26 protein-coding genes and 1 tRNA gene are annotated in these 23211 nt (G+C 38.4%); 20 read left to right on the forward strand and 7 right to left on the reverse strand.

Annotated elements, in window-relative coordinates:
* Positions 1-26: 26 nt before the first annotated feature.
* The gene (phoU, locus tag ACUVXA_RS00320; RefSeq protein WP_445869231.1) at positions 27-692 is read left to right on the forward strand and encodes a phosphate signaling complex protein PhoU; all 666 of its coding nucleotides are present in this window, start codon (positions 27-29) and stop codon (positions 690-692) included.
* 265 nt (positions 693-957) lie between these two features.
* Entirely contained in the window at positions 958-1911 is a 954-nt protein-coding gene (locus tag ACUVXA_RS00325; RefSeq protein ID WP_445869232.1) for an ArsA family ATPase, read from the forward strand.
* Positions 1912-1943: 32 nt separating this feature from the next.
* Here the strand turns inward: ACUVXA_RS00325 and ACUVXA_RS00330 are convergent, their stop codons facing one another.
* Positions 1944-2279: a hypothetical protein gene (locus tag ACUVXA_RS00330; RefSeq protein ID WP_445869233.1), complete on the reverse strand. Its 336-nt coding sequence runs from the start codon at positions 2277-2279 to the stop codon at positions 1944-1946.
* A gap of 125 nt (positions 2280-2404) precedes the next feature.
* On the opposite strand from ACUVXA_RS00330, the gene ACUVXA_RS00335 reads away from it, so the two are divergent.
* On the forward strand, positions 2405-3118 hold the full coding sequence (locus ACUVXA_RS00335) for a hypothetical protein (RefSeq protein WP_445869234.1): 714 nt from the start codon (positions 2405-2407) through the stop codon (positions 3116-3118).
* A 376-nt stretch (positions 3119-3494) separates the two neighbouring features.
* Here ACUVXA_RS00335 and ACUVXA_RS00340 read toward each other — a convergent pair whose 3' ends face one another.
* The gene (locus ACUVXA_RS00340; RefSeq protein ID WP_445869235.1) at positions 3495-4160 is read right to left on the reverse strand and encodes a Mov34/MPN/PAD-1 family protein; all 666 of its coding nucleotides are present in this window, start codon (positions 4158-4160) and stop codon (positions 3495-3497) included.
* Positions 4161-4360: 200 nt separating this feature from the next.
* On the opposite strand from ACUVXA_RS00340, the gene ACUVXA_RS00345 reads away from it, so the two are divergent.
* From ACUVXA_RS00345 to ACUVXA_RS00360, 4 genes are all read left to right on the forward strand, one after another.
* On the forward strand, positions 4361-5047 hold the full coding sequence (locus ACUVXA_RS00345) for a substrate-binding domain-containing protein (protein ID WP_445869236.1): 687 nt from the start codon (positions 4361-4363) through the stop codon (positions 5045-5047).
* 158 nt (positions 5048-5205) lie between these two features.
* Positions 5206-5448, forward strand: a complete 243-nt coding sequence (locus tag ACUVXA_RS00350) for a ubiquitin-like domain-containing protein (RefSeq protein WP_445869237.1) — start codon at positions 5206-5208, stop codon at positions 5446-5448.
* A 194-nt stretch (positions 5449-5642) separates the two neighbouring features.
* Entirely contained in the window at positions 5643-6077 is a 435-nt protein-coding gene (locus tag ACUVXA_RS00355; RefSeq protein WP_445869238.1) for a ubiquitin-conjugating enzyme family protein, read from the forward strand.
* A gap of 45 nt (positions 6078-6122) precedes the next feature.
* Positions 6123-7271 (forward strand): ThiF family adenylyltransferase, encoded by a 1149-nt coding sequence (locus ACUVXA_RS00360; protein ID WP_445869239.1) that lies wholly within the window; start codon positions 6123-6125, stop codon positions 7269-7271.
* Positions 7272-7309: 38 nt separating this feature from the next.
* Here the strand turns inward: ACUVXA_RS00360 and ACUVXA_RS00365 are convergent, their stop codons facing one another.
* The gene (locus tag ACUVXA_RS00365; protein WP_445869240.1) at positions 7310-8185 is read right to left on the reverse strand and encodes a hypothetical protein; all 876 of its coding nucleotides are present in this window, start codon (positions 8183-8185) and stop codon (positions 7310-7312) included.
* 155 nt (positions 8186-8340) lie between these two features.
* Between ACUVXA_RS00365 and ACUVXA_RS00370 the strand changes: the two genes are divergently transcribed.
* Positions 8341-9072, forward strand: a complete 732-nt coding sequence (locus ACUVXA_RS00370) for a M48 family metalloprotease (protein ID WP_445869241.1) — start codon at positions 8341-8343, stop codon at positions 9070-9072.
* Between the two features lie 4 nt (positions 9073-9076).
* Here ACUVXA_RS00370 and ACUVXA_RS00375 read toward each other — a convergent pair whose 3' ends face one another.
* A complete protein-coding gene (locus tag ACUVXA_RS00375) occupies positions 9077-9301 on the reverse strand; it encodes a hypothetical protein (protein WP_445869242.1) in 225 nt (74 codons plus the stop codon).
* A gap of 119 nt (positions 9302-9420) precedes the next feature.
* Here ACUVXA_RS00375 and ACUVXA_RS00380 point away from each other — a divergent pair, with 119 nt between their 5' ends.
* Genes ACUVXA_RS00380 through ACUVXA_RS00395 form a run of 4 tightly spaced genes read left to right on the forward strand, consistent with a single transcriptional unit; the run spans position 9421 to position 14429 of the window.
* Complete coding sequence (locus tag ACUVXA_RS00380; RefSeq protein ID WP_445869243.1) at positions 9421-10800, forward strand: AAA family ATPase; 1380 nt, start codon at positions 9421-9423, stop codon at positions 10798-10800.
* Positions 10797-13292 (forward strand): AAA family ATPase, encoded by a 2496-nt coding sequence (locus ACUVXA_RS00385; protein ID WP_445869244.1) that lies wholly within the window; start codon positions 10797-10799, stop codon positions 13290-13292. The genes ACUVXA_RS00380 and ACUVXA_RS00385 overlap by 4 nt, the downstream gene beginning before the upstream one ends.
* Positions 13289-13924, forward strand: coding sequence for a hypothetical protein (locus ACUVXA_RS00390; protein ID WP_445869245.1), 636 nt, complete (start codon positions 13289-13291; stop codon positions 13922-13924). The genes ACUVXA_RS00385 and ACUVXA_RS00390 overlap by 4 nt, the downstream gene beginning before the upstream one ends.
* 1 nt (position 13925) lies before the next feature.
* Positions 13926-14429, forward strand: a complete 504-nt coding sequence (locus ACUVXA_RS00395) for a hypothetical protein (RefSeq protein WP_445869246.1) — start codon at positions 13926-13928, stop codon at positions 14427-14429.
* Positions 14430-14467: 38 nt separating this feature from the next.
* Here ACUVXA_RS00395 and ACUVXA_RS00400 read toward each other — a convergent pair whose 3' ends face one another.
* Positions 14468-15613: an aminotransferase class V-fold PLP-dependent enzyme gene (locus tag ACUVXA_RS00400; RefSeq protein WP_445869247.1), complete on the reverse strand. Its 1146-nt coding sequence runs from the start codon at positions 15611-15613 to the stop codon at positions 14468-14470.
* 197 nt (positions 15614-15810) lie between these two features.
* On the opposite strand from ACUVXA_RS00400, the gene ACUVXA_RS00405 reads away from it, so the two are divergent.
* The gene (locus ACUVXA_RS00405) at positions 15811-16797 is read left to right on the forward strand and encodes an ornithine cyclodeaminase family protein (RefSeq protein WP_445869248.1); all 987 of its coding nucleotides are present in this window, start codon (positions 15811-15813) and stop codon (positions 16795-16797) included.
* 64 nt (positions 16798-16861) lie between these two features.
* Here ACUVXA_RS00405 and ACUVXA_RS00410 read toward each other — a convergent pair whose 3' ends face one another.
* Positions 16862-17725: a TVP38/TMEM64 family protein gene (locus tag ACUVXA_RS00410; RefSeq protein WP_445869249.1), complete on the reverse strand. Its 864-nt coding sequence runs from the start codon at positions 17723-17725 to the stop codon at positions 16862-16864.
* Positions 17726-18020: 295 nt separating this feature from the next.
* On the opposite strand from ACUVXA_RS00410, the gene ACUVXA_RS00415 reads away from it, so the two are divergent.
* The 7 genes from ACUVXA_RS00415 to ACUVXA_RS00445 all read left to right on the forward strand — a co-directional run bounded on the left by ACUVXA_RS00415 (position 18021) and on the right by ACUVXA_RS00445 (position 21902).
* Entirely contained in the window at positions 18021-18671 is a 651-nt protein-coding gene (locus tag ACUVXA_RS00415; protein ID WP_445869250.1) for a DUF47 domain-containing protein, read from the forward strand.
* 69 nt (positions 18672-18740) lie between these two features.
* Positions 18741-19316 carry a tRNA-intron lyase gene (endA, locus tag ACUVXA_RS00420; protein ID WP_445869251.1) on the forward strand — a complete coding sequence of 192 codons (576 nt, stop codon included), beginning with the start codon at positions 18741-18743 and terminating at the stop codon, positions 19314-19316.
* A gap of 160 nt (positions 19317-19476) precedes the next feature.
* Positions 19477-19643: transfer RNA gene (locus ACUVXA_RS00425), tRNA-His, on the forward strand.
* A 111-nt stretch (positions 19644-19754) separates the two neighbouring features.
* Positions 19755-20051, forward strand: a complete 297-nt coding sequence (locus tag ACUVXA_RS00430; protein WP_445869252.1) for a hypothetical protein — start codon at positions 19755-19757, stop codon at positions 20049-20051.
* 68 nt (positions 20052-20119) lie between these two features.
* Entirely contained in the window at positions 20120-20884 is a 765-nt protein-coding gene (locus ACUVXA_RS00435; protein WP_445869253.1) for an alpha/beta fold hydrolase, read from the forward strand.
* A 172-nt stretch (positions 20885-21056) separates the two neighbouring features.
* Complete coding sequence (locus ACUVXA_RS00440) at positions 21057-21611, forward strand: zinc ribbon domain-containing protein (protein ID WP_445869254.1); 555 nt, start codon at positions 21057-21059, stop codon at positions 21609-21611.
* A gap of 138 nt (positions 21612-21749) precedes the next feature.
* The gene (locus ACUVXA_RS00445; protein WP_445869255.1) at positions 21750-21902 is read left to right on the forward strand and encodes a hypothetical protein; all 153 of its coding nucleotides are present in this window, start codon (positions 21750-21752) and stop codon (positions 21900-21902) included.
* A gap of 168 nt (positions 21903-22070) precedes the next feature.
* Here the strand turns inward: ACUVXA_RS00445 and ACUVXA_RS00450 are convergent, their stop codons facing one another.
* Positions 22071-22751 (reverse strand): roadblock/LC7 domain-containing protein, encoded by a 681-nt coding sequence (locus ACUVXA_RS00450; protein ID WP_445869256.1) that lies wholly within the window; start codon positions 22749-22751, stop codon positions 22071-22073.
* Positions 22752-23211 lie beyond the last annotated feature (460 nt).

Below are 23211 nucleotides of genomic sequence, written 5' to 3' on the forward strand. Positions count from 1 at the left end.
TACAAGTAGAAGGGTGAATAAAAAAATTGGAGAAAAAAAATATTAGAATACGCTACCGGCAAGAGTTACAAAATCTAAGAAACTCATTTATTAAAATGGGAGAAGATTGCATTAAAACAGTCCGTGATTCCGTTGAATCACTCAAGAATCAAGATGTAGAATTAGCTCATAAAGTAATAGCGGACAGTCAGAAAATAGACAAACAAGAAATGGAAATAGAACAACTATGCATGAAGCTTTTAGCCCTGCAGCAACCTATGGCCGCAGATTTAAGATTCATCGTAACCTGCCTAAAAATGATAACCGACTTAGACAGAATAGGCGACCTCTCAGAAAATATTGTCGAAATCGCCATAAAAACCGCAGGCAAACCTTTCTTCAAACCCCTAATAGATATTCCCCGCATGTCAGAAATCGCGCAGGGAATGATCAGAAAAGCGCTAGACGCATTTATAACAGGAAAAATCGAAAATCTAACAAAACTCTCTGAAGAAGACGACCTAATAGATGGTCTCTTTGACCAAATATTCAGAGAACTCATCACCCTAGTAATCGAGAAACCAAGCGGAATATCCGATGCCACATATCTTCTCTTCGTAGCAAGATATCTTGAAAGAATAGCCGACCACTCATGCAACCTAGCATCCAGAATAATTTATATGGTAACAGGTAAAAGAGTAAAAATAGAATAAAAACTAATTAAAGAAAAAAATTTAAACGTACCTTTCCAACCCTTTTTAAACATTATATTCTCACTATTTTTAACCACATCATTTTCTAGAATTTAAGTGCTCATATATTTAATAAAAACTTTTAGAAAGCTAAAAGAATATCCATTTTCAGACATACAGTATTTCATAAATCTTGAGGCATCCCTTCCGAAAATAAATTAAGTGCCAATATATTAATGTCTCACTAATCAACAACATTAAATACGAAAAAAGGTGGAAGTAAAAAATGACACTAACCGATTTACTAAAAGAGAAACAAGTAAAATTCATGCTCCTAGGCGGGAAAGGCGGCGTTGGGAAAACCAGTTGCTCGGCAGCTACTGCTATTTGGGCGGCGGAGCATGGTCTGAAGACATTGATTATTAGCACGGATCCTGCTCATAGCTTGAGTGATAGTTTCGACCAGCAGATTGGCTCGGAGATTAAGAAAATTAAGGGTGTTAAGAATCTTTATGGATTGGAGCTAGATCCTCATAAGTCGTTTGAAGAATATCGTGAGAAAATGGAGCAGGATGACCTTCCTGAGAAGACCCAGTCTTTGCTGCAGGGGTTGGGTGGTTTAACTGGTATGACCCCACCGGGAGCGGATGAGGCTTTAGCATTTGCTAAGGTACTTGAGTATATTGAGAATCCGGAATATGATCTTGTAATCTTCGATACTGCACCAACTGGTCATACTCTTCGGCTTTTATCATTGCCAGATGTGCTTAGCGGCTGGGTTATGAATCTGCTTAAGATAAGAGAGTTTTTCGGTAAATTTGCTGGATTGTTTAAACGTTTGATAAGTAGGGGCGGCGAGGTGGAACGTGGCATGGAGGTTTTGGAGCATCTTAAAAACACGATTGATGTGGCTAGGATTGAGCTTTCGGATCCGGAGAGCACAGCTTTTGTGATTGTCATGATAGCTGAGGCTATGGCAGTTTTTGAAACTGAGCGGTTACTTTCCGCCCTCAATGAGTACGAGATTCCCTGTGATCATATAATTGTCAACATGGTTTATCCGGAGATACTGGACTGTGCATTCTGTCGTTCGCGACGGAATATGCAGTTGGAGAACCTTAAGGAGATACGTGAAATCTATGATGACTTCAATATCACAGAGGTTCCTCTTTTTGATGTGGAGATTCGGGGTGTGGAAAAACTAAAAGAACTTTCGAAAATATTATTCGGCGAAGCTTAGGATTTAGGTTAGGATTTTTCTACCATCATTATTTACAGCAGTTGAAATGGATCAGTTGGCATAGCTAATAATATGTAAACTAATACCAACAGTACTCCCAGCCCTATTATTGCTGCTATAATCACAGCCTCACGAGGGTACTGGGCTCGAATCATCCCTCCAACTAGACTTAAAAGAGCTAAAGAACCTAGAATAATTAAAACAATTGGTGATTCAAGAGAAACCTCTCCAATAGAGTTAATTCCAAAAGGAAATAAACCGCTCCATAAACCTTGAAAAATGTATCCGATTATCAATATAAAAACTAAGAATAGCAGGGTGGCGAGTGCGTCCACTTTGTCTTCTTCGGGCAGTTTTTCATTTGCCATAATATCTCTTCCCGTATTTGTGTTCTCTTTCACATGAAATATTTTAATAGGTCTTTTCTAATAATATTCTTAATACAATATCATTAGATATCCACTCTTTTAAAATAAAAAGGTGGAAAGCGGTCATGAGTGATTTAGCTGCATTCCAAGGGCATATGAATCAGATACCCTCTACCCTATTAAGCCTTTTAGGCATACCACCACCTAGTAGGATACCGCCAAAAATTGAGGGAATACCCAGTAATCTTAAATCAGAACATATAGTTTTCGCTATTTTCGACAACTTTGGATTACTGGAGTGTACTTACTATCAGCCAAAATTCCTCATAGGAAGATCAGAAGCCATACTAATGCTGGAAACAAAGAATCCCTACACACGAAACGTTCTACAAGAAATTATTCATGGCAATCCTAACGCCGATTTCAATCTTTTAAACCACATTCAAGAAAGTGGACGTAAGGTAACCATGATTGCCAGACCCGATGATCTCGAGGGAACTGGAGTAAGTGTGGAAACCAAACCCAGTGACTCAGATAATAGAACATATATCGAAACAGTTAAAATACTGAACCGAACAGATTTTCTCTGGATTCACTTTCTAGATTTTGAAAATCTTTACAAACAGTACAGCTTTAGACCCCCCAAGGAAATTACTCAAAAGCTAATTTCTCGCACCGACAAATGGCTAAAAGTACTTCACAAGCAAGCTAAACCCGGGACACTAATGGCGATTTTAGGCACACGCGGAAGAGAGGAGTCGCCTAAAATAGAATACGAAGGAAAATACGCCGATTGGAAAAGAGCCAGCCTACCCATATGTATCCTAATCAAAAAATAGCTTTTAATTGATAAATTTTTCACCAATCAACAATTAATCAATCATAGTATAGATTAGAATAATTTTTAGGGGTCCAGAAGAAACGAGCATTTTTAAAGGGATGGAAAAGCGAATCTATTAATCATTGGAGGCATAGCAATACTGGTGCCGATACCCATAAACTTATTCACACTTTTCAAATCGCGATTGTCGCAGCGGTAATGTGGTTCTTAAAAAGAGCTATAATGGATGATAAGAAAATGGATCTCTTTGAAGGTTTAATGATTGCTTTGATACAAGGTTTTGTGTTTATACTAATGCTATTCGGAGGAGTCTAAATGATAAAATGTCAAAACCATTTTTTTAAATCATTTAGAATCTTTACACATTCTAGCCCTTATTCAATTGACTTGGGCTGCTTTAGGATATCAGAAACTCTGCTAAGTTCTACATGAATTGCTCTGATTTCTTCAGTGGCCTCATTGATTTTTTCTTCTAACTTTCTATTCCATTCATAGAACTCTAATCTAAGTTTGTCCAAAGATGTTATGTAATGCTCTTCACCCCTCTCCATGTCATCAATAAAATTTCTCAGTATTTTATCCTCATCCAATACCATTTCATATTTTAGGGAAACCGCCTCACCGTCTTGGACTCGAAACATTTTAACCTCCGCATCGGTGGGACGCCCCGAAATAATGAAATCGTGCGGATCAACCACTAATGCAACACACTGAGAGAACATTCTCTGAAGTCTCTGTTGGGTTTCTATATCAATCGAAGAGAGAAAACAACCGAATCCCGGATGTGAATGATACCAACCAACAATGTACTCACTCCTTCCCTGTCTATGAATTTTTTCAGCGATACGAGGGGCAACGGACCGGGCCAGCTTCACATGGCCTGTTGTACCAATCTGCGGACCAGTATCTGAGTCAGAAATTTCAACCACATCCCTTGCTAATCTCCCAATAAGTACCCCGGCCACTTCTATGCCTGAAAATTGCATGCTATGCCTGAGAATCTTAGCAAGAGTTAAAGGATAAATCCTAACGTCAATCATGATGTCTTTCCCCATAAATATTAAAGTAAATTCAGTTATGGTAATCATAATCAGAGCATAACGAAATTTTCTTACCTATAGACTATCTATTTTTCTCTTCTTATGAAGCATAATCTATTTAACTAATTTTATAAAACTATTGATAGTTATCAACAGTAGTTAATCAATTGAATTTAAACAAAGAGATGAGGAGAGCTTCATTGTCTAAAGAGAATTTTTTACATGTTTATCCCTGTTGTGATGTTGCTACACCACTAAAAATGTCAGCTAAAAAATTCCAAGAAACATATAATGTTGAAACTAAATTTACTATAGGAATGCCTTACGAAATAATCCCTAAAATCGAAGCCAATCATGAAGGGGATGTTTTCACCTGCGGGGCAGCATACATAATGGACGAAATGGAAAAAAGCGGTTTAATCCTCAGAGAGAACAGAAGAGTACTAGGCTACAGAAGATCAGTAATTCTAACACAAAAAGACAATCCCAAAAAAATAAAATCCCTCACCGACTTGACAAAAAAAGATATTAAAATCGCCGTGGCCACCATGGGAAGTCTAAAGGGAGTTTGGGATGAGATCTGTAGCAAAACTGGGCTTACAGAAAAAATACAAAAGAACATCACTCTTTATGCTGATGGGTGCGGTGAACTCTTAGGGTCAATTGTGCGAAAAAAAGTTGACGCCGCTTTCGGCTGGAACACCCACCAAGTTCTGCATGGAAAAGTTGTTGAAGCGATTGAGCTTCCGAAAGAAATACAAGTTTACAGAAGCACCGTAATAGCAACCACACCATTTTCGAAAAACAAAGAAATCGCGAATAAATTCATAAAATTTCTAATATCAAAAGAAGCAAAGAAAATATACAAAAAATGTGGCTGGATTTAAATATAAATAATAAGCCTTTAAAAGCCCTGAATCAATGTTATATTTCAATCGGACTTATTTTAAAAATTTTGTATTATGAGAAGCCTTTAAATTATTTATTAACCCTTTGAATACATAGCATAGTAGAAATAAACAAACAGATATTGGGGGTTAAGTTCATGCAAATAAAAGTGGTCCCGGCAATCGGCAACGAAATTCCGTTTGAGATGGAAGTTGATCCAGACGAAGATGTGGGTTCATTAAAAAAGAGAGTGGCGAAACAGTGTGGAGTTCCTGCCAGTGCATTGACTCTCACCTGTAGGGGCATTGAATTACAGGACGATAACTCCACCTTAGGAAGCCTTGGAATTCAGGAAGGAGATAAAATATTTTATGTGAGTTCAGACATCGAGGGAGGATAATTCTTTTTATCTATAAAAATAGTCGAAGAGTCTCCCCTTCCTCCCAAGAACTTTAAATATAATACAAAAATTCGTTTAGTAGTTGAAATCTTTAGAAAAACCGCTATTGTGTAACCTTTATTTATGAAAGTTTTCTAGGAGGTTCGTAAACGCCTGCTAAACTCGATTCTGATCGTTATTGGTCTCGGCTGGCCTTGGAGGCTCAACGGATGAGGAAGGAGGAGCCTACTTTTCACTCGGTGAATGGTAAGCTTAACCACTGGCGTGGAATAATATACGGTCCTGTTGGCTCTCCCTATGAGGGTGGAATGTTCAAGATAGAGATTAAGATTGGTAGAAGTTTTCCTTTTGAACCACCTGAAGTTTTTTGGCATACCAGAATCTGGCATCCCAACATTGCTTTCGGAGATAGGTCACCTTTCTCAATTTGTATTGCGATTTTGGGGAGAGAATGGAGGCCCCAAACCAACATTGTTGGAATAATCGAGTCTCTACGTACCCTGTTGACAAATCCTAATCCCGACAATCCTCTCAACTCCGAAGCAGCTTATCAGATTCGAAGGGATCCAGCGAAATTCCTTGAGAAAGCCAAAGAACTTGTTTCAAACCATGCCAACAAGGGTTGGTAAAAATTTTCCAATATTTTAGGAAAAAACTTGAATTGAGGGTTTATCTTGGAGGATCGCTACCACAGACAAAAACTTGTGAATGTTATGGGTGTTGCTTGGGATCAAAATAAGCTCTTAGATTCAACCGCTCTGATAGCAGGTGTGGGCGCCTTGGGTTGCGAGTCTGCGAAAAACCTCGCCTTGATGGGGCTTAAAAAACTGATAATAATTGATAATGATGTTGTAGAACTCTCCAACCTAAGTAGACAAATGCTATTCCGAGATCAGGACATTGGCTCACCTAAAGTTGAAGCCGCTGAACGGGTATTAAAGGAAATGAGTCCCGGTATAGAGATAGAAAAATATTACGATAGCATCGAGAATGTTCCTATTGAAAGGTACCAAGAGGCCGACGTTTTTTTGAGTAGTTTGGATAATTTTGAGGGGCGTCGCTACCTAAACTCGATAGCCGTCTCTTTGAACAAACCATTTATTGACGCCGGAACCCATAGCTTTTTTGGTCATGTGCGAGTAATCATTCCGCATCTAACTCCTTGTTATGAGTGTTATCCTCCTAAAGAAAAACAGAGAGTTTGGTGTTCACTCCGTAGACGTGAACCAAGTGATTTAATCGATGAATTGGAGAAATACAGGATAAAGGGTTTAACTCCCCAACTCATAGAAGAACTATTTTCAAGGGGCTACAAAACCGAGCTGGATTTAAAATATGCTAAATTAAAGGACTTGATCTCGATTCCCGGAATTACCGAGGACCTTGTAGAAAAAATTCAGGAGAAGATAGCTCCCAAACTGCCTGCCATTCTAACTACAAATGCCATAATTGCGGGGATTCAATCCCAGGAAGCGTTAAAGGTTTTACTTGGCTTCCCCAGAACCGCGGAAATGTACAGATATAATGGGCTAAGCGGGGGATTGGATTACTTAAATAGGGAGCGGAGAACAGACTGCTGGCTCTGCGGAACCCAAGAAGAAATCCAACAATTAAATGTGGATCCAAACTCCACAGTGTTCGATCTCAAAGTGCAAATATCGCAGCGATACGCAATTCCAGATCCTGAAATAGCCTATAAGGAATATTTCCCTCTAGGAGAAGAATTAGTAATCAAAGATGTCGGAATGAAATCCAATGAAAACATATACGTAATCTCAAAACACATAGCAGTACCTAAAAAGCTCAAATTGAAACTTGTGTGAAAAAATTAAAATTATAAACTGTCGGAATTCCTTATTTTTTAAAATGGGGTGTCACAAATCACGCATTCTCTTCTATATCCTTGGCTTAACCAGTTTTCAATACAATTCCTGTGAAATATACTCAAGCATCTAGGATTCCTACACTGAACGGTGTTTCTGTATTCTTGTGTGGTGATTTTATTCAGACATATGGGACAAATTGGCGGGGAAAAATTATTAAAAAAATCTAGCATAGACATAGCCACTTCGGAGAGATTTTTGCTCTGATTCCAGTTCTTGATAGGGGGTAGATTTTCAAAAAAGTTACTGAGATTTGGATCTGCATCTTCTTCACTACCAGATACTGTTACTATGGGTTTCATTTTCGGAAAGCCTTCGGGAAGCGATAGTTTTAATGTTAAAATTTTTCCTCTGAGTCTCGGTTTTGAGTATCTTGTAAAAGTGATTAATAATTTGTATTCTCTAAGACTTGGAGTATCCCTAAGAATTCTAATCGACACAAATTCTGATCCGCTCAGAAGTGCACCCGAAATTTCTCCCATTTTTTGAAGCTCTTCAGCAAGCCTTCTAGAAGTGATGCTATCACTGTTAATGGTCTCCCTTTTTTCAATGTATTCTTTTAAAGCATCAATAACATCCGTTATACGATATTCTTTTCTCCAATTTTTGAGAACACCCAACTCTTCATTAAAGCTAATAGGAACCTTTTCAGCTTTTATTAGCGGTGGTTTTGCAGGAAAATCTTCTGGTATGGAGAGTGAAATATATACGGGTCTATCTCCTATAGCAATGTAGCCTGTCCAATAGCTGAGTTTTCCATTTCTACCGGTTCCCAGCGTCTTATACTTTTGTTTAATTAATTTGGCCTCCAATGCTAGACGCTTAAAGAAGTCGGTTTCTTCATTTTGGACCATATTATTACCCGCATAAACGCTGAGTCAACAGACCATTTCCCAATCAGCATTTCTAAATGCATCCCTTAATTGTTTTTTAAATCTGGAAGTATTTTTAAGTTCCCCTATTCTCCTTTGTATTAGTATTCTACTAGTACTTTCTGGGAGTTGCTCTGATGAGCGAGCATTATCTGGGATGGATCCTAAGAAATATGATACTACCCGTCTATTCTGAAGTAAAGAATGAAAAATTCGATATCCGTTACGGTAAAACACCAAAAGGTATGCTTGCGAATGTCAAAACCATGGAGTTTCAAAAAGGAAGCAAAACTGTTGCAAGAAAACATTTTATTATAATAAGTGAGAAATTAAAAGGATGGGACGAGGACGAGGTTGCTGCGATTATAGCTCACGAATTGGGACACTTAGTAAATCGAGATTTTTCATTCAGAAATTCTCATGATGAGGAGCTGGCAGCGTCAACACAAGCCATATCGAGGGGTTTCCTAGATGGCTACAAAAAAATTTTTTCAAGATTTTGTAAGCAACCTTGCTGGATAATTACTCGCACCAGAAATGGTTTTGAGCTTAGAAGTGAATGGAGACAATTGGGTGGAATAGGATGCCGCGCGGGCTCCGGGGTTTTTCACACATATTGTCCTTTTGCCGAAGACCTGAATCTTACCTCCATTGCGTATCTGCATCCTTTACTACTGCCAGCGAGTGGAATTTGTGGACTGTGTAAAGAAGCTATTAATAATAGGGTAGCAACCTGGAAGTGCGTGTCTTGTTCAGTTCTATTCCATGAGGGATGTCTAAAAGCTTTTGTTCGATTAAATGGGAAGTGTCCTACCTGTGGGAAATTCGCAATTTTTCAAAAACCAGATTTGAGCAACAATTTTGTTTAGAATTCTAATCTTTAATTTTTACCTCGTATCCACACAAGGGGCAATTTTTGGAGTTTCTGGAGTTCATCCAGTTTTTGAGTTCATCCAAGTGCATTATTTGGCGGCATCTTATACACTGGTAAACATTTCCCCGGTCTTTGACTGGGTCTATTTCTAAGGAACAGATTAAACAGTTCCATTTCCACTTCCCAAGAAAATGTTTAGTCGACGTAATGTACTTTTCGCTCATTTCCTTCTCCTTTATGCTTAGGAAATATTTTAGTATCTCGGTTGGTTATATGTTTAAATACATAATAATAAAGGTATTTTCTGGGAGACGGCGCCCTTTATAAGCACGGGGTAAATAATATGCCAAAGAGTAGACGGATACGAGTAGACTACATCTCCACGCCTTTAGCTGACGTTCCTACAGTAGACGCTTTGGAAGACGTTATAAACAGTATTAACAGTTTAAAGGAAGAATTAGATGCTATGAAAGAGAACACCGGGGGTTTAAGCGGAGAGATGATAGAAACAGTTAAACAGAGCATTAACACTCTCACAGAGAGAATAAATGGGATTGAAGTCGAGGGAAGGGATTTTTCAGAGAAACTGGATTCAATTAGTGGCGCACTAGCCGCAGCTATTCTTTTAATGCAGAGAGCTCAGCGTCAGGAAGAATCCATTTTTCAAATTGTAATAAAGAAACCTGAAGAATTGATATTTACCTTTGATCATCTGGGGAACTATTCAGAGGAGAAAACGCAATTGGAGCATTACGTTTCTTTGCTGAGAAAGATTCCAGATCTTAAATCTAAAGGATCAAAGCTTAATGGTAAATTGTTAATACATGGTAGAACGGGCACCGGAAAAACCAAATTAGTTTACGCCCTGGCTAAGGAGGCCAAAGTTCCAATAATAGATTTTCAGAAAAGTTTAGCATTTGGTTTACCTGATAATCTAATCACGGGTATTCATGTAATTTTTAAATTCATTCGTGAAGATTCACAAAATAAACCACTTATTCTTTTCATTGATAATTTTGACGCCCTTGCAAAGAGCAGAGATTTATTCCAGTCTCCCACCCTTTCTGCGGTGCTAGATGAACTTGATGCTACCAATGTAGTTGATCACTCAGTACTTGTTATTGCAGCCACCAATAGACCTGACTTATTAGACGCTGCGGTCTGGACAAGATTCGACGACGTACTCCATCTTTCCCTCCCTGATGCAAGAGCTCGAACAGAAATTCTGCATGTGCTATTGTCACCCCTCTTGTATGAGAAGAATGTTGACTTTCCACAAATTTCTGAAGCCACGGAAAATTTCTCTGGTGCTGATTTAGAAAATCTTATCTCTCGGACTGTGGTTTTGCTTGAGAAGAGGCGTAAAAAGGTATTGACAACAGATATTCTTTTAGAAATAGCTCATTCTATGAGGACGGAAATACTGCAGAGAATACGGGAAAAATCCACGTTTCAAAAGAAGAACAAAAAGGAGGAGGATAATTTCCAACAGTCTCTAATTCAAGATATAGTTACTAATGATAAAAAATACGAAAGGCTGCTCTTAGCTCTCACAAAGCTCAAAGGCGGAGACTCGTTATCCAGTGATGAAATAGCTATTGCGAAAAATTTCGAATTCTTGACCTCAAATCCGGAGAAGGGCATTGAGATTTTGAAAGAGAAGCGGGAGAGAGTGCAAAGAGTTCAAGAAACAATGCAGAAGATGTGGGGCGCAAAAACGTGATTACCGAAGTGAAACTGAACAACTTTATGTCATATGACAATGCTTCAGTACCCCTTTCGCCAAGTTTCAATGTGATAGTGGGAAGGAATGGGGCTGGCAAGACCTCGATTATAACTGCGATTAAAATCGCTTTTGGTTCCTTGGGAAGGGAAAGGCACCGATTACTTGACCGATATATACGCCATGGAGAGAAGGCTGCCAGAATATCTATCGTGATAGAAAACAAAAATGGTGTGGGTGAACGAATTTTCACCGATTTGAGCGACGATAAGGTGGAAATTACACGTATTTTTCGTAAAGGCAAGCAGTCACTTTTTAGATTAAACGGCAAACCTATTCAACTACGCAGTTTAAAGACTTTGCTTTTTAATGCTGGTATCAATCCCGATAATCCCCTAGTAACTATACCCCAAGGACAGGTAAACGATTTGATTAAAGCAAAGCCAATTGAACGAGCGTATTTCATGGTAGAAGCATTAGGGTTAGGTTTCGCTCTAAAAAGAATTGAAGAAAGTAAGGAAAAACTCAGGGAGAATAAGGAGAACCTCAAGGGTCTAAGCACCAGATTAGGAGAAGCTAGAAAGGAGCTTAGGACGAGAAAAAATAGAAAAGAAAAATATCTAGAAAAAATTGAATTAGAGGGAACAAAGAATAAACTAGAGGCTATGTATCCTTTCTCCTTAAAATATCAAAAAGAAAGTGAATTATCCCAAGCCATTGAAAAGTTTGAGAAATTGAATATTGAAATACGTGAGCTTGAACTTTCTCTTGAAAATAGAGAAAAAGAATACAATTCCACAGTTAAAAAAATTTCAGAACTTAACTTAAAGGAAGATAATCTATTACACATGAGAGAGGAAATTTACAGAGAAAAATCACAACTTTCCGAGGAAAAATCAAGACTACAGTACGATATAAACGCCTTAAAAGAGGAAGGCAAAATTCCAACTCAAAAAACTTACTTTTCAAACATTTCCAAAATAAAGCGAGTAATAGAATCAATTAATATTAAAGGCGAAATAATTGGACCCATAGCCGAATATTTGAAAATCAAGGATTCAAGATACAACTTGGCAATAGAATCCGCTCTTGGAAGAAGGGTAATAGAAAGCTTCGTTACCACCAACCGTCAGGATTGTATACTACTACATGATAAAGTAATCTCGAAGGGAATTAGAACTCGCATCTATTGTGTAACGGATAAATATCAAAAACCATCCGTGAAAAAACCCGTTTTTCCAGGCGCAGGTATAATCGACTGGGCAGTAAATATGGTTACTGTTCCCGAAGTACTTCGCCCCATAGTTGAAGAAATTCTTTCCAGATATCTTATCGTAGATAATCTGGAAAACGGATTGGTTAACGCTAAAACTTATAATACTCCCGTGGTAACACTTAATGGCACAAGAATCACTTACTCCCCGGCAGGATACTTCAATATCGATATTCCTTTACAATTTTCTATTATTGAATCATTTAATGTTAAAGATAATGAAAGTAAAGTAGACCAAATACCATACGCTTTAGAAAAATCAACCCAGCAATTGAAGGAATTAACCGAGAAAGTACAAGAATTAGAACAAAGAGAGAAGGATACTATTAGCAACCGTTTACATATAAAAAATGAAATAGATTCACTAACAAATGAGCGAGATTCTCTGAACCGGGAAGTCACTGAGTTAAAAGTACGTCTTAAAACCTTAAACGAAAACTTGCCATTTTATCGAAGCCTTTCAAACTCACTACGCGAGGAATTAAAAGAGCTAGAACCCAAAATCGAACTAATAGACTCTGCACTCCATCCTCTTAAAGAAGAAATTCTACCCCTACCCAAACTAGATCAAAAAATTAACCGTATCGAGGCAAAATTAGAAGCACTCAGGGAATACTCGGAAGAGGATTTAATTTCCTATGAGGAGTATGAAAAGATAGTAAAAGACATAGAAGAGCAAAGAAAAAAATTGGAAATTGAACAAGAGATTCTTGTTGATACTCTAAAAAAAGAGCAATCCAAGCTTTTCGAAGAACTACAGACCTTAATGGTTGAATTTAATGAAAATTTTGAGGAGATTCTCCGAGAAGTGGGCGGAAAGGGTTTTGTCGAGCTAAAGCAAGAGAGCGACCAGTTGGCTCTCTACCTTTTCTCTAATTTTAGAGAAAAAGAACCTTTTTCGGTCGATACAGGCGAACACTCTGGAGGAGAGAAAAATATAACAACGATGGCCTTCTTATTGGCTCTTCAAAGAGTTCGCCCTTCACCGTTTTATCTATTCGATGAATTCGGCATACACACCGATCCCGCCAATAAAGAAGCCATATCCAAAATGATTAGAGCCTGCTCCGATCGTTCCCAGTATGTTGTTATAACTCCTATGCGTTTAGGTATAGCAGAACAAGCCGACCATGTGATAGGGGTTTTTCGAGATACAGAAGGTAAATCCAGAATAGAAGTGCTGCAAAAAAAGGATTTTGAAGAGGTTGAGGCTACATGAAGAAAACCTCGGATATTCTCAAAGAGTGCATAACTGTTCTGAGAGGCGACGCTAATCCCTTTAACCTTCCGGTCTATGATTATGCGATCGATCTTCAAGAAAGTCTTTCCAAAGTAAATCTGGATAACATAACAGAACACTCTGAGGCCTTATACAATCTGGTGATGGTTCACGAGAAAAAGATTAATGAAGCTTACAAACTACTTTTCCCAGATTTTCCAAGAGATAAAAATCTCAAAAATAAGCTTCAAAAATTGGATATGAACTCTCTATCCAATCTGATTAGATTGAGACCCGTAGTGAAGTTAAACATTGTTACTACAGCTGGACTGCTTTACTCACTTGCGTTTCTTGAAGAACGGGAATATGCTCCCTTAAATTTTCCAGAAGCGGAAAAGGTTGAGGTAAAGGCAGACGTATCAAACTTTTATGAGGAACCAGACTTCATGAAAATTGTAAAAAACTTCTTAAATCTCCTACGAAAATCAAACAAAACCGAGATGCTTAAGATTATTCGCGGCGACACCTGGGAAGAGACTGTTCGAAAATTTATGGCCTTCGCCTTCCTAATTGACGACCAAAAAATAAAAGTAATTTCTGAGGAAAACAAAAAATTCCTAGAGGCAATTTAAAATGTCGACAGAACTCCAACTACTATCCCTACTTCTAATTTTAAGTTCTGGAAAAAAGCCAGGAATTACCTCAGAAGAATTGCGTAAAATATTCCTCACGGACAACGAAGACGAATCCAGCCTATACAACCTAATAGGTGAACTGCAGGAGAAATTAAAAGAAATAGGCCTACAATTAAAATACATTCCCACCGAAAGAAGATGGATGGTGGTGGTAAACGATTTAGGCTCAGCCCTAGTTCCTGGCTTTCTAATCGACAGATCCGTAACTGCCACTCTTGCAGCAATCCTCGCTTTAATACTCGAAAAAGGAGCCCCCATAGAAAAGGAAGAACTAAACTTTCTTAAAGAAAAGATGAGCGAGGAACAACTACGTAAAAACCTCAAAGCACTTGAGGAAAATGGATACATAGGAATAGAAAAAAACATCATCACACTGAAAAACCGGACAATATACGAAGTAGACCTCGAAGAATTCAAGAAAAAAATTTTAGAAATAAAGTAAAAGTAAAATAGAACTCAAGTGACTATTCAAGAAGTGGTCTAAATTTTTTTAAGAATCTGTTTCAAGTTCTCCACGAATTGGAGAATGTCTGCTTCAGTGTTGTATACGTGAGGAGACAATCTAATCATGTTCAGTCTTACACTTAATTCTACAGGCCTTTTCAATTCACGCATCTTTTCCGCGACCTTTTTGCTATCTCTACCTTTAATTTTAAATGTCACTATTGAACCCCTGTTCTCAGGCGTTATAATTTCAACACCTTCGATTGAACCCAGTTCTTCGCTCAGAAGCTTATTTAACTCCATGTTATGGTTATAGATGTTTTCTATTCCAATTTTCCTTAGATATTTTATTGATTCCACAAGCCCTAGCTTTACGTCGTATGCACTTGTGCTGTATTCAAATTTCCTAGCTGTAGCTGCAAACGTTAATTCCCGTGCATTAAAATTCCACATATCCTCTGTGGAGCGCCAACCTACAATTGCAGGCTCCAACTTATCACATAATTTCTTAGAGATACACGCTATTGCAGTTCCAAAAGGAGCTGTTAACCATTTATAACTACCTGTGATATAAACATCGGCAGCCATTTCCCTAACATTTAGTGGCAAATAACCCGCTGCTTGAATACCATCCACAACTAGTATTCCACCAACCTCGTGAACCCGCTTAGCAATCTCCTTAAGATCAAATTTTTGACCGTTAAGAAATTCCACATGACTCAAAACAACAACTCTGGTCCCTTCATCAATTTCATTAAGTAAATCATCCATTGAAACACGCCAGTTTTCAGCATTAACAAGCTTCACATTAATGCTTTCCTTCCAAGCAATTCTTAACCACGGGTAGGTGACGCTCGGAAATTCGATATCTGTTGATACCACTTTACCTTCCTTCAACTCTAGACTCCATGCAATGGAATTCATTGCTTCAGAAACGCTGTTAAAAATAGCAATATCTTTCGCGTTGCATTCTAATAGTTTAGCGCCCTCCTCTCTAAGACCATCATAAACCATTGCTTCCTTCTCCTCGTCTAAAGTTAAAGTGCCACCCCTAGTCAAGTCGATGAAAAAATCCTTTGTTCTCTCGATAACAGTTTTAGGAACTAGTCCAATACTTGCAGTATTCAAATAATTAACCTTCTCAGTAATTGGAAAATCAGCTAAAATCTCCTTAATAGCCATGCTATCACCCAAAATAATAAATATTTTAAAACTACTTGCAAAGTTTTATTAATTTACTCTTAACACAGTTCTAAATATAACAAGCTAAAGAACACTATTTTCTGGAAACTAATAAAATATAAACTTTTATGGATTAACTGAATCATTAGACGTGTGTGGCTTCTAGAGCAGAAAGTCAGGATAGGTGAATAATTGAAGTGTCTGAAGTAGTTATCCTTTCCCAGGAAGAGGTCAAATCTTGCCTTTCTATTAGTGACGCTATCAAGGCGGTTACCGAAGCACACAAGGCATTCACTAAAGGACGAGTTGAATTGCCACCTGTAGTGCACCTGAACGTCGAAAAGTATAGGGGTGAAGTAGATATTAAATCGGGATTCGTGGAGGATTTCGGACTTATCGGAACAAAAATCGCTTCCGGCTTCTACGATAACCCAAAACTCGGCTTACCATCAGGAATAGCAGTAATTATTCTAATGGATTTGAAAACAAGTATCCCGCTGGCAATCATGGACGGAACATACATAACGGCAATCAGGACTGGCGCAGCAGGGGCAGTAGCGGCAAGTGTGCTCGCAAGAAAAGACTCCAAGAGAGTTGGAGTAATAGGAGCAGGAACACAGGCACGAATGCAAGTGTTAGCCTTAAAAGAACTATTTTCCCTTGAACAGGTAAAAGTATACAACATTCGTGAGACCGGTAGTAAAAAATACGCTTCGGAGATGAGCCAACGTCTGGGCATCGAAGTTAAGGCAGTCAGTTCAGCAAAAGAAGCTGTAAGTGATGTGGACATTGTTGTAACAGTCACGCCTTCAAAAAAAACCTTAATCATGAATGAATGGATTCAAGAGGGCGTTCACATCAACGCAATAGGGGCAGACGCCCCAGGAAAGCAAGAGCTAGATCCAACAATTATGAAGCGAGCAAAAATCGTGGTGGACAGCCTCAAGCAATGCCGCGAGATTGGAGAAATTCAACACGCTCTCTCCCAAGGATTGATTAAGGAAAGTGATGTTCACGCGGAGATTGGAGAAATCTTAATCGGAAAGAAGAGGGGTAGGACAACAGAAAAAGAGATTACTCTCTTTGATTCCACCGGAATGGCGGTACAAGATATCGCTGCATCAAATGTCGTCTATCAGTTGGCGAAAAAGAGAGGTATGGGTCATCTCGTAAAGTTACTCTAAGTGAATGGCAAACAATTTAAAGAGAGCTGTGACCACTTAAAATGTGTATCGGGGCGGTTTCCATCTACTGTTTTACGCCATTTTTGGTTACCAAGTATCTTCTCTTAATCACAAACTCGTACATCACTGCTACAAAGACGACTATCAATGCCACTATAATGAAGAACAAAGTGTAAGGATCACCGAAAGTCACATAGTTAAGATATAGTAAAAGTTTGGCACCTAAAAAACAATACAAAAAGGCTCGGGGATATCCTCCAATCACCGTAGGAAAAAAATAAGATTTAAACTTTATTTTAGTCAGACCAGCGCCATAAGAAACGGCGTCAAAAAGCATAAATGGAATTAATCTAGCAGCGAGAATTGCCCAGAACCCGTACTTCGTGAACCACCTGTCTGCTATGAGAACAGCGTCCCCGAGTGTATAGATAACTACTCTGTCAAAAAGTCTTCTCAGTATTCCTCCGCTCGTTTGATATTCTTTTTTCTCCATCTCAATAGCTTCTTCCCATCTTTCAATTACTGGTCTTCCAACAAATCTGGCAATATAAAACCCGATAACACCACCGGCGACTTCTCCGGTGCCTCCAACGAAACCCGCTAACAAAATTCCATAATCAAATCCATAAAGCGAAGAAAATAAGGTTATATAGAATATCAAATTGAAAATATTAAAGATTCCAGGAAATAAAACGATTAAAGGAATAAGCGAAATTGCATGGTATTGAATGGAGAAGGTGGCTCCACCAAGCATTAAAACAAGCTCACTGGGAATCGGTGCGATTATTGCTTGCAAAATCATGGCTGCAAAGAATCCAATAGGTCCATAGGTAAAAATCCACCATAAAACACCATTGAAAAGACTCTGGAAAAACGCGTTAACACTGTCCAATAAAGACAAAGTCACAAGCATTGCTGACAAATACATTAAAAAAATCCTCCAAAACAAAAACTAATTGAACAAACAAAACCTATAAACTTTACTATAATAATAAGAAAAAATTAAAACCAAAATTTCACAAAACAAGCCAACATCACAACAATAAAATAAGCGAAATACACACTCTTCACCCAGATTATAAGAAACAAAAAAAGAATCATCAAAAAACATTATCAACACAATAAATTCTTTTCCTTCACCACTAAGTTTTAATCCTTAAAAATAGGAACTTATTTAAATGTGTTCGGGAAGAATTAAACACCCAGAAAAGAGGAAAGAAGTCATGACAATCGATTTAAACCAAAGCAAGGAGCGCATAGTTTTAGAAATAATCCAAGACCATATAAGAAAAATACTATCAGCAGCAAAAGAGCTCGCCCCATTTCTAGAAGCCTGGCTAACCGGAAACGAAAACCAAATGGAAGAAACACTATTAAAAATCTCCCAAGCAGACAACGAAGCAGAAGAAATAAAACTAGCCCTGCTAGACGAACTCTCCGTAGCAGCAACCCTAATCCAAAGAGAAGATATGATGCGGCTAGTCCTCATAACAGACGAAATAGCTGATTACGCCGAAGGGGCCGCCTTCAGACTAAAAGGACTAAAAGACTGGAAACCCAAAGGCACCCTAACTGAAGATCTGCGAAACCTAGTAACCACCATGATCAACTCTGTAGAAACACTTCGCGAAGCCATATTCACCATAATAGAAGACGCAGAAAAAGCCAAAAAAGCAGCCGAAGAAGTAGACAAAATAGAAAGATTCATGGACCAAATCCACAGAGCCACCGAACAAACCCTATTCCAACTAAACATAGACCACCGCACACTAATACGCCTACTAAATATCATAACCAACCTAGAAGACACAGTAGACATCGCCAGAAGAGCCGCCGATGCGGTACGCATAATAGCCGTTGCAAGGCAAGGCTAAACCAAAACAAAACACCATAAAAACAAAACACCATGACAAAAAGAAAAACAAATCATAGAGGTAGAGTAAGTGAAAACCACCGAAGAAACCACAGGAAAAAAAAGAGCAGAACTAATACAGGGAAACAGAGTGATCGTGTGGAACCCCGAAGAAGGCTCCCAACTCTACGCCGAAAGCTTCTACGGCCAACCCCTAGGCATACGAAAACCCAAATCCCCCCAATTCACCCGCCCCCTAGAACTCTCCCTAATCGAAACACTATACCTCCTTGAAAAAGAAAAAATTGAACTCACAGATGCTACTGACGGCCACACCATAACCAAGCAAGAACTAGAACAAAAAGCAGAACAAACCTACATCGACTTCAAAACAAAATACACAGTCTACAAAGACCTCAGAGAAAAAGGATACATAGTCCGACCCGGACTAAAATTCGGAGCAGACTTCTCAGTATATAATCAAGGTCCAGGGATAGACCATGCTCCTCTCATAGTATCAGTGGTGCCCAAGGGCACACAGCTAAGCCCCATAGAAACAGTGAGGGCCGGGCGCCTCGCAACCAGTGTCAGAAAAAAATTCGTGATCGCCACAGTAGCACCCACAGGGGAAGCAAAATATTACATGTTCGCATGGCACAAACCCTAAGCCATAAATTAAACCAAAAAACACAAAAAGTTACTCGTATAATGAAACCAAACTATTTATAAAAAACTTAATTTCAAAACTTTAAATAAAAATTCAAAATCAATTAATCCGAAAAAATTTTATACCACTATGCACGATATTTTGCTGAACAAAAAACGCGGCCTAGGTAGGGTAGCGGCATCCTTGGGGACTGTGGTTACCTTTGAGCCTTAGCTCGACGGTAATAGTCATCCCTAGACCCGGGGAACGTTAACCTTTTTGGTTTAGTTCGGGATTTCAATTTGAGGATTAGCCGTGGCTGTTCTCATGGAACTCCCGGCCTGGGCCCTCTATTCCTTTCATAGATTTTATAGATCTTAGTAGGTTTTTTTGGGTTAATTATAATAGTTTATGATTTGTGGTTTTTATTATGAATTAATTATTTGGAGTTGCGTTTTTATGGGCGAGTTTTTGACTATGGATTTATTGAACGCTTTGAGGGACACTCCTTTTCCTATTGAACGGCGGGCTGATTTTATCAAATCTTCCCGGGATGAGGTTTTAAAGAGGTTGGGTGGAGTGGAGTTTGATGAAATTGTGGTTCGGGAGGACTATCTGGAGGCTTATCAGAGGGGGCGACATGTGATTTCTGTTGTGAAATCTGGGAACCTTTTTTATGTTCGGAATGAAATGAAAGAGCGGAAGATTGGCACTTTAACGGCTTTAAGTCTGGTTTTGTCTGCTGGTATCCGATGATATTTATATACTATTTGTACTATATGTAATTCAATTTTAGCGTTGATAACTATTTATGAGGGCTTGTGTTGTCGTCGCTGATTATTAGGGGTAAAAAGATTTTTTACAAGTCTATTGGTCGAGGTTTACCGATTGTTTTTATTCACGGTTCGATGGGTAGTCATGTTTCTTGGGAGTTTCAGAAGCCTCTTGCTGATGGGTACCGTTTGGTTTTGTTGGATTTGCCGGGTCATGGGGGGTCGGATCCGCTTGATGGTGAGATTTCTGTGAAGCTTTATACCGATTATGTGGCAGAGTTTGTTCAGGGTTTGGGTATTGAGAAGATGGTTGTTGTTGGGCATTCTTTGGGTGGTGCAATTTGTATCCAACTGGCTTTAGACTACACTGAACTTTTGAGCGGAATGGTTCTGGTGGGTTCTGGGGCTAAGTTGGGGGTGCTTCCCACTATTCTTGAGGCTTTGAAAACTAATTTTAAGGAAAGTATTGAGTTGGCTATTGGAAGTATGGCTTTTGCCGAGAAAGCCAGTCCGACCCTTGTTGAGATGACTAAGAACGAGTGTTTGAAGTGTAGACAGGAGGTGGGGTTTGCAGATTTCAATTCTTGTAACAATTTTGATGCTAGAGAAAGATTGTCAGAGATTAGTGTTCCAACTTTGATTATTGTGGGCACCGAGGACAAGTTGACTCCAGTGAAATGGTCTCAGTATCTGAATGACAAAATTTCCGACTCCTTTCTAAAAATAATTGAGAATGCTGGTCACATGGTGATGATAGAACAACCGGAAGAGCTTAACCAAGCATTACTAGATTTTCTAAGAAGTTTACCGCACTAATTTCATTATACTTAACTCCTTTTTCTCCTTCAAAAATTTGAATTTTAATTTGTAATTCTAAACTCCTATTGGGCCAAAATTAAGACCAGTAAGAATTATGTTGTCGCTTCCATAAATAAAAAAAGGGAAGTTACTTAATTTAATAGTAGAATTCGATATAGAAGGAGTAGCCTTGGTCTCTGAACTAAGAAAACTTTACAAGAAAGCAGTGAGTGATTTTTTTGAGACCGTAAAATCCGAAGCCTCTAGTTTGGAGTTTATCAATTTTTTTCAGGAAGCAGAAAATAGTATACATATTCTAATAAACTCAGCACCCGACATTGCTGTTCTAAACGAAATTCTACAGGATGCATATGCTTTATCGGAAAAAGCAACTCTAGCAAGTTCCTCAGTCCAGAAAAAATTGAAAGGCATTAAAGATAAGTATGAAGTAAAAATAAACAAGACTGTAAACAAATCCTTAATACTAAGCGAGAAGAAAAGACTGGAAAAAAGTGCTACTGCTGAAAATTTAGTATGTCCTGACTGTAATGAGTTGATATCTAGAGATGCCGAGTTTTGTCCATACTGCGGAACTGAGCTGGCTAAATGTATAATCTGCAGTTCGGTTATTGGCGGTAATCAAGAACTAATAGTATGTCCTAATTGCGGGGAATCCGCTCACTCCCACTGCTTAGCAAAAAGCAATGGGAAATGCACCAAGTGTGGAACATCTCTCAATGTGTAAAAAAACTAGTTCCTTGGCGATAATTTTCTAAATTTTTTTCTTTGCATCAAAATTCTTTACAAAATTAATCTAAATATTAAGTAAACTTTTTAAAATTAAAAACACATAAATCATTAAATTCTATGTTGGGATGTTTTAATGATGACCAATTACGTTAAACTCAACTGTTGCGATGAATGCTTTATGATCGAAATCTGTGATGATCATGAGAAATGTTGCTATGTCTGTGAATATTATGAGAACGGAGAGTGTGCCTTAGCCGAAGAAATCATTTGGGTAGAACTCGAATAAAAATAAGTCAAACGGGATATAAAAAAATATTAAAAAGTTAATTTGTAAGCTAACCGGTTTATCGCTCCCCTTATTTTTATCTTTGTATAATTAAGTGAAACGGTGCATCTATTGCTCAAATGTTTAGGGTTAGTGCTGTGAAACCAATTTTCATATTTTATTGGTTTTCTAGATTCTCTCTGCCTCTGGTTTTTTCCCCTCTTTGGTGCTAGGAATCTTAATCATGTCTTCCAAACCCAAAGCTCTGAGTGCCTCAAAAATTGCTCCTTTCTCGTCACCTGAAATCTCATCGGGGATTTCCTGAGCTGGTGCTTGGGGTATAGGAGCTTGAGGCTCGACTGTAGTAGTAATTTTCGGAGTTGTAGGAGGCCTGGGTGCTGGAACCGCAGTAGTCACAGTAACCGGTTTTGGAGGCGGTGTGGGCATTGGTGTAGTAACGGGTATTCTGGGCGCAGCTGGAACCTCAGGCGTAACTCCTATCATGCCCGAAATCTGACTAGCATATCTACGCAAAACACCCAGATTGAGACCTAGCTGTGTCGTATCCTTACTCGCAGCCACTAGCATATGATTGGGTCCCGCTCTAGTAAGTAAAATATGTCCATTGTCCCCTCTTATGATAATATCCGATAAGCTACCGTAACTCAACTGCATAGCAGCCATTTCACCAGTACTAATCATGGCCGCAGAAGCAGCAGACAGCATATCCGCATCAACAGATGTGGAAGCGGAGCTAGCTAGGCGAACTCCGTCCCTGGTTATGACAGCACAGCCCTCGAGCTTGGTGGTGTCCTCTATTTTTTGGAGTAATCCTCTGATTTTTTCGGATTTTTGTTCGCTTATAGTCATTTTTTAGCACCAATATTGTGATTGTTGCTATTTTACTTTTAGTGTATTGTAATAAATATTCTTTTTGCCATGTGTAATTAACTATATTTTTTATTTATTAGTAATTAATATTGATTTTTATTTTATTAATTTTTTTCATAAAATATTTGATTCGGGTTGTAAATTTTAGTTGTATATTTTATGTAAAAATACTTTCGGTTAGGTGTCTCACCCCTTTCTGTTCATATTTTTAAAAGTATTTTTTTGTGGGGTTTAAATACTGAACACCTAAAAAATAGTTCAAACAGTTGGAAATGGTTAAAAATGAAGACTGCAAGTGTTGAAGCCATATTTGATCCTCTGTTTATACCGCCCAAACTTTGCCACCGGGAAAAGGAGCTCAATGAACTTCTAGGATTAATTGAAGGGACCAGTATTTCTTAGGTTTATTTGGTTTTGTTTATAAAGGAGAGAACATTTT

This window comes from Candidatus Jordarchaeum sp. (genome assembly GCF_052745115.1).

Excerpts from the sequence above, each read along its gene's own strand:
- ACUVXA_RS00325 (WP_445869232.1), top strand. The coding sequence starts at position 958 with ATGACACTAACCGATTTACTAAAAGAGAAACAAGTAAAATTCATGCTC.
- ACUVXA_RS00330 (WP_445869233.1), bottom strand. The coding sequence starts at position 2,279 with ATGGCAAATGAAAAACTGCCCGAAGAAGACAAAGTGGACGCACTCGCC.
- ACUVXA_RS00335 (WP_445869234.1), top strand. The coding sequence starts at position 2,405 with ATGAGTGATTTAGCTGCATTCCAAGGGCATATGAATCAGATACCCTCT.
- ACUVXA_RS00340 (WP_445869235.1), bottom strand. The coding sequence starts at position 4,160 with ATGATTGACGTTAGGATTTATCCTTTAACTCTTGCTAAGATTCTCAGG.
- ACUVXA_RS00350 (WP_445869237.1), top strand. The coding sequence starts at position 5,206 with ATGCAAATAAAAGTGGTCCCGGCAATCGGCAACGAAATTCCGTTTGAG.
- ACUVXA_RS00365 (WP_445869240.1), bottom strand. The coding sequence starts at position 8,185 with ATGGTCCAAAATGAAGAAACCGACTTCTTTAAGCGTCTAGCATTGGAG.
- ACUVXA_RS00370 (WP_445869241.1), top strand. The coding sequence starts at position 8,341 with ATGAGCGAGCATTATCTGGGATGGATCCTAAGAAATATGATACTACCC.
- ACUVXA_RS00375 (WP_445869242.1), bottom strand. The coding sequence starts at position 9,301 with ATGAGCGAAAAGTACATTACGTCGACTAAACATTTTCTTGGGAAGTGG.
- ACUVXA_RS00380 (WP_445869243.1), top strand. The coding sequence starts at position 9,421 with ATGCCAAAGAGTAGACGGATACGAGTAGACTACATCTCCACGCCTTTA.
- ACUVXA_RS00390 (WP_445869245.1), top strand. The coding sequence starts at position 13,289 with ATGAAGAAAACCTCGGATATTCTCAAAGAGTGCATAACTGTTCTGAGA.
- ACUVXA_RS00395 (WP_445869246.1), top strand. The coding sequence starts at position 13,926 with ATGTCGACAGAACTCCAACTACTATCCCTACTTCTAATTTTAAGTTCT.
- ACUVXA_RS00400 (WP_445869247.1), bottom strand. The coding sequence starts at position 15,613 with ATGGCTATTAAGGAGATTTTAGCTGATTTTCCAATTACTGAGAAGGTT.
- ACUVXA_RS00410 (WP_445869249.1), bottom strand. The coding sequence starts at position 17,725 with ATGTATTTGTCAGCAATGCTTGTGACTTTGTCTTTATTGGACAGTGTT.
- ACUVXA_RS00415 (WP_445869250.1), top strand. The coding sequence starts at position 18,021 with ATGACAATCGATTTAAACCAAAGCAAGGAGCGCATAGTTTTAGAAATA.
- ACUVXA_RS00430 (WP_445869252.1), top strand. The coding sequence starts at position 19,755 with ATGGGCGAGTTTTTGACTATGGATTTATTGAACGCTTTGAGGGACACT.
- ACUVXA_RS00445 (WP_445869255.1), top strand. The coding sequence starts at position 21,750 with ATGATGACCAATTACGTTAAACTCAACTGTTGCGATGAATGCTTTATG.
- ACUVXA_RS00450 (WP_445869256.1), bottom strand. The coding sequence starts at position 22,751 with ATGACTATAAGCGAACAAAAATCCGAAAAAATCAGAGGATTACTCCAA.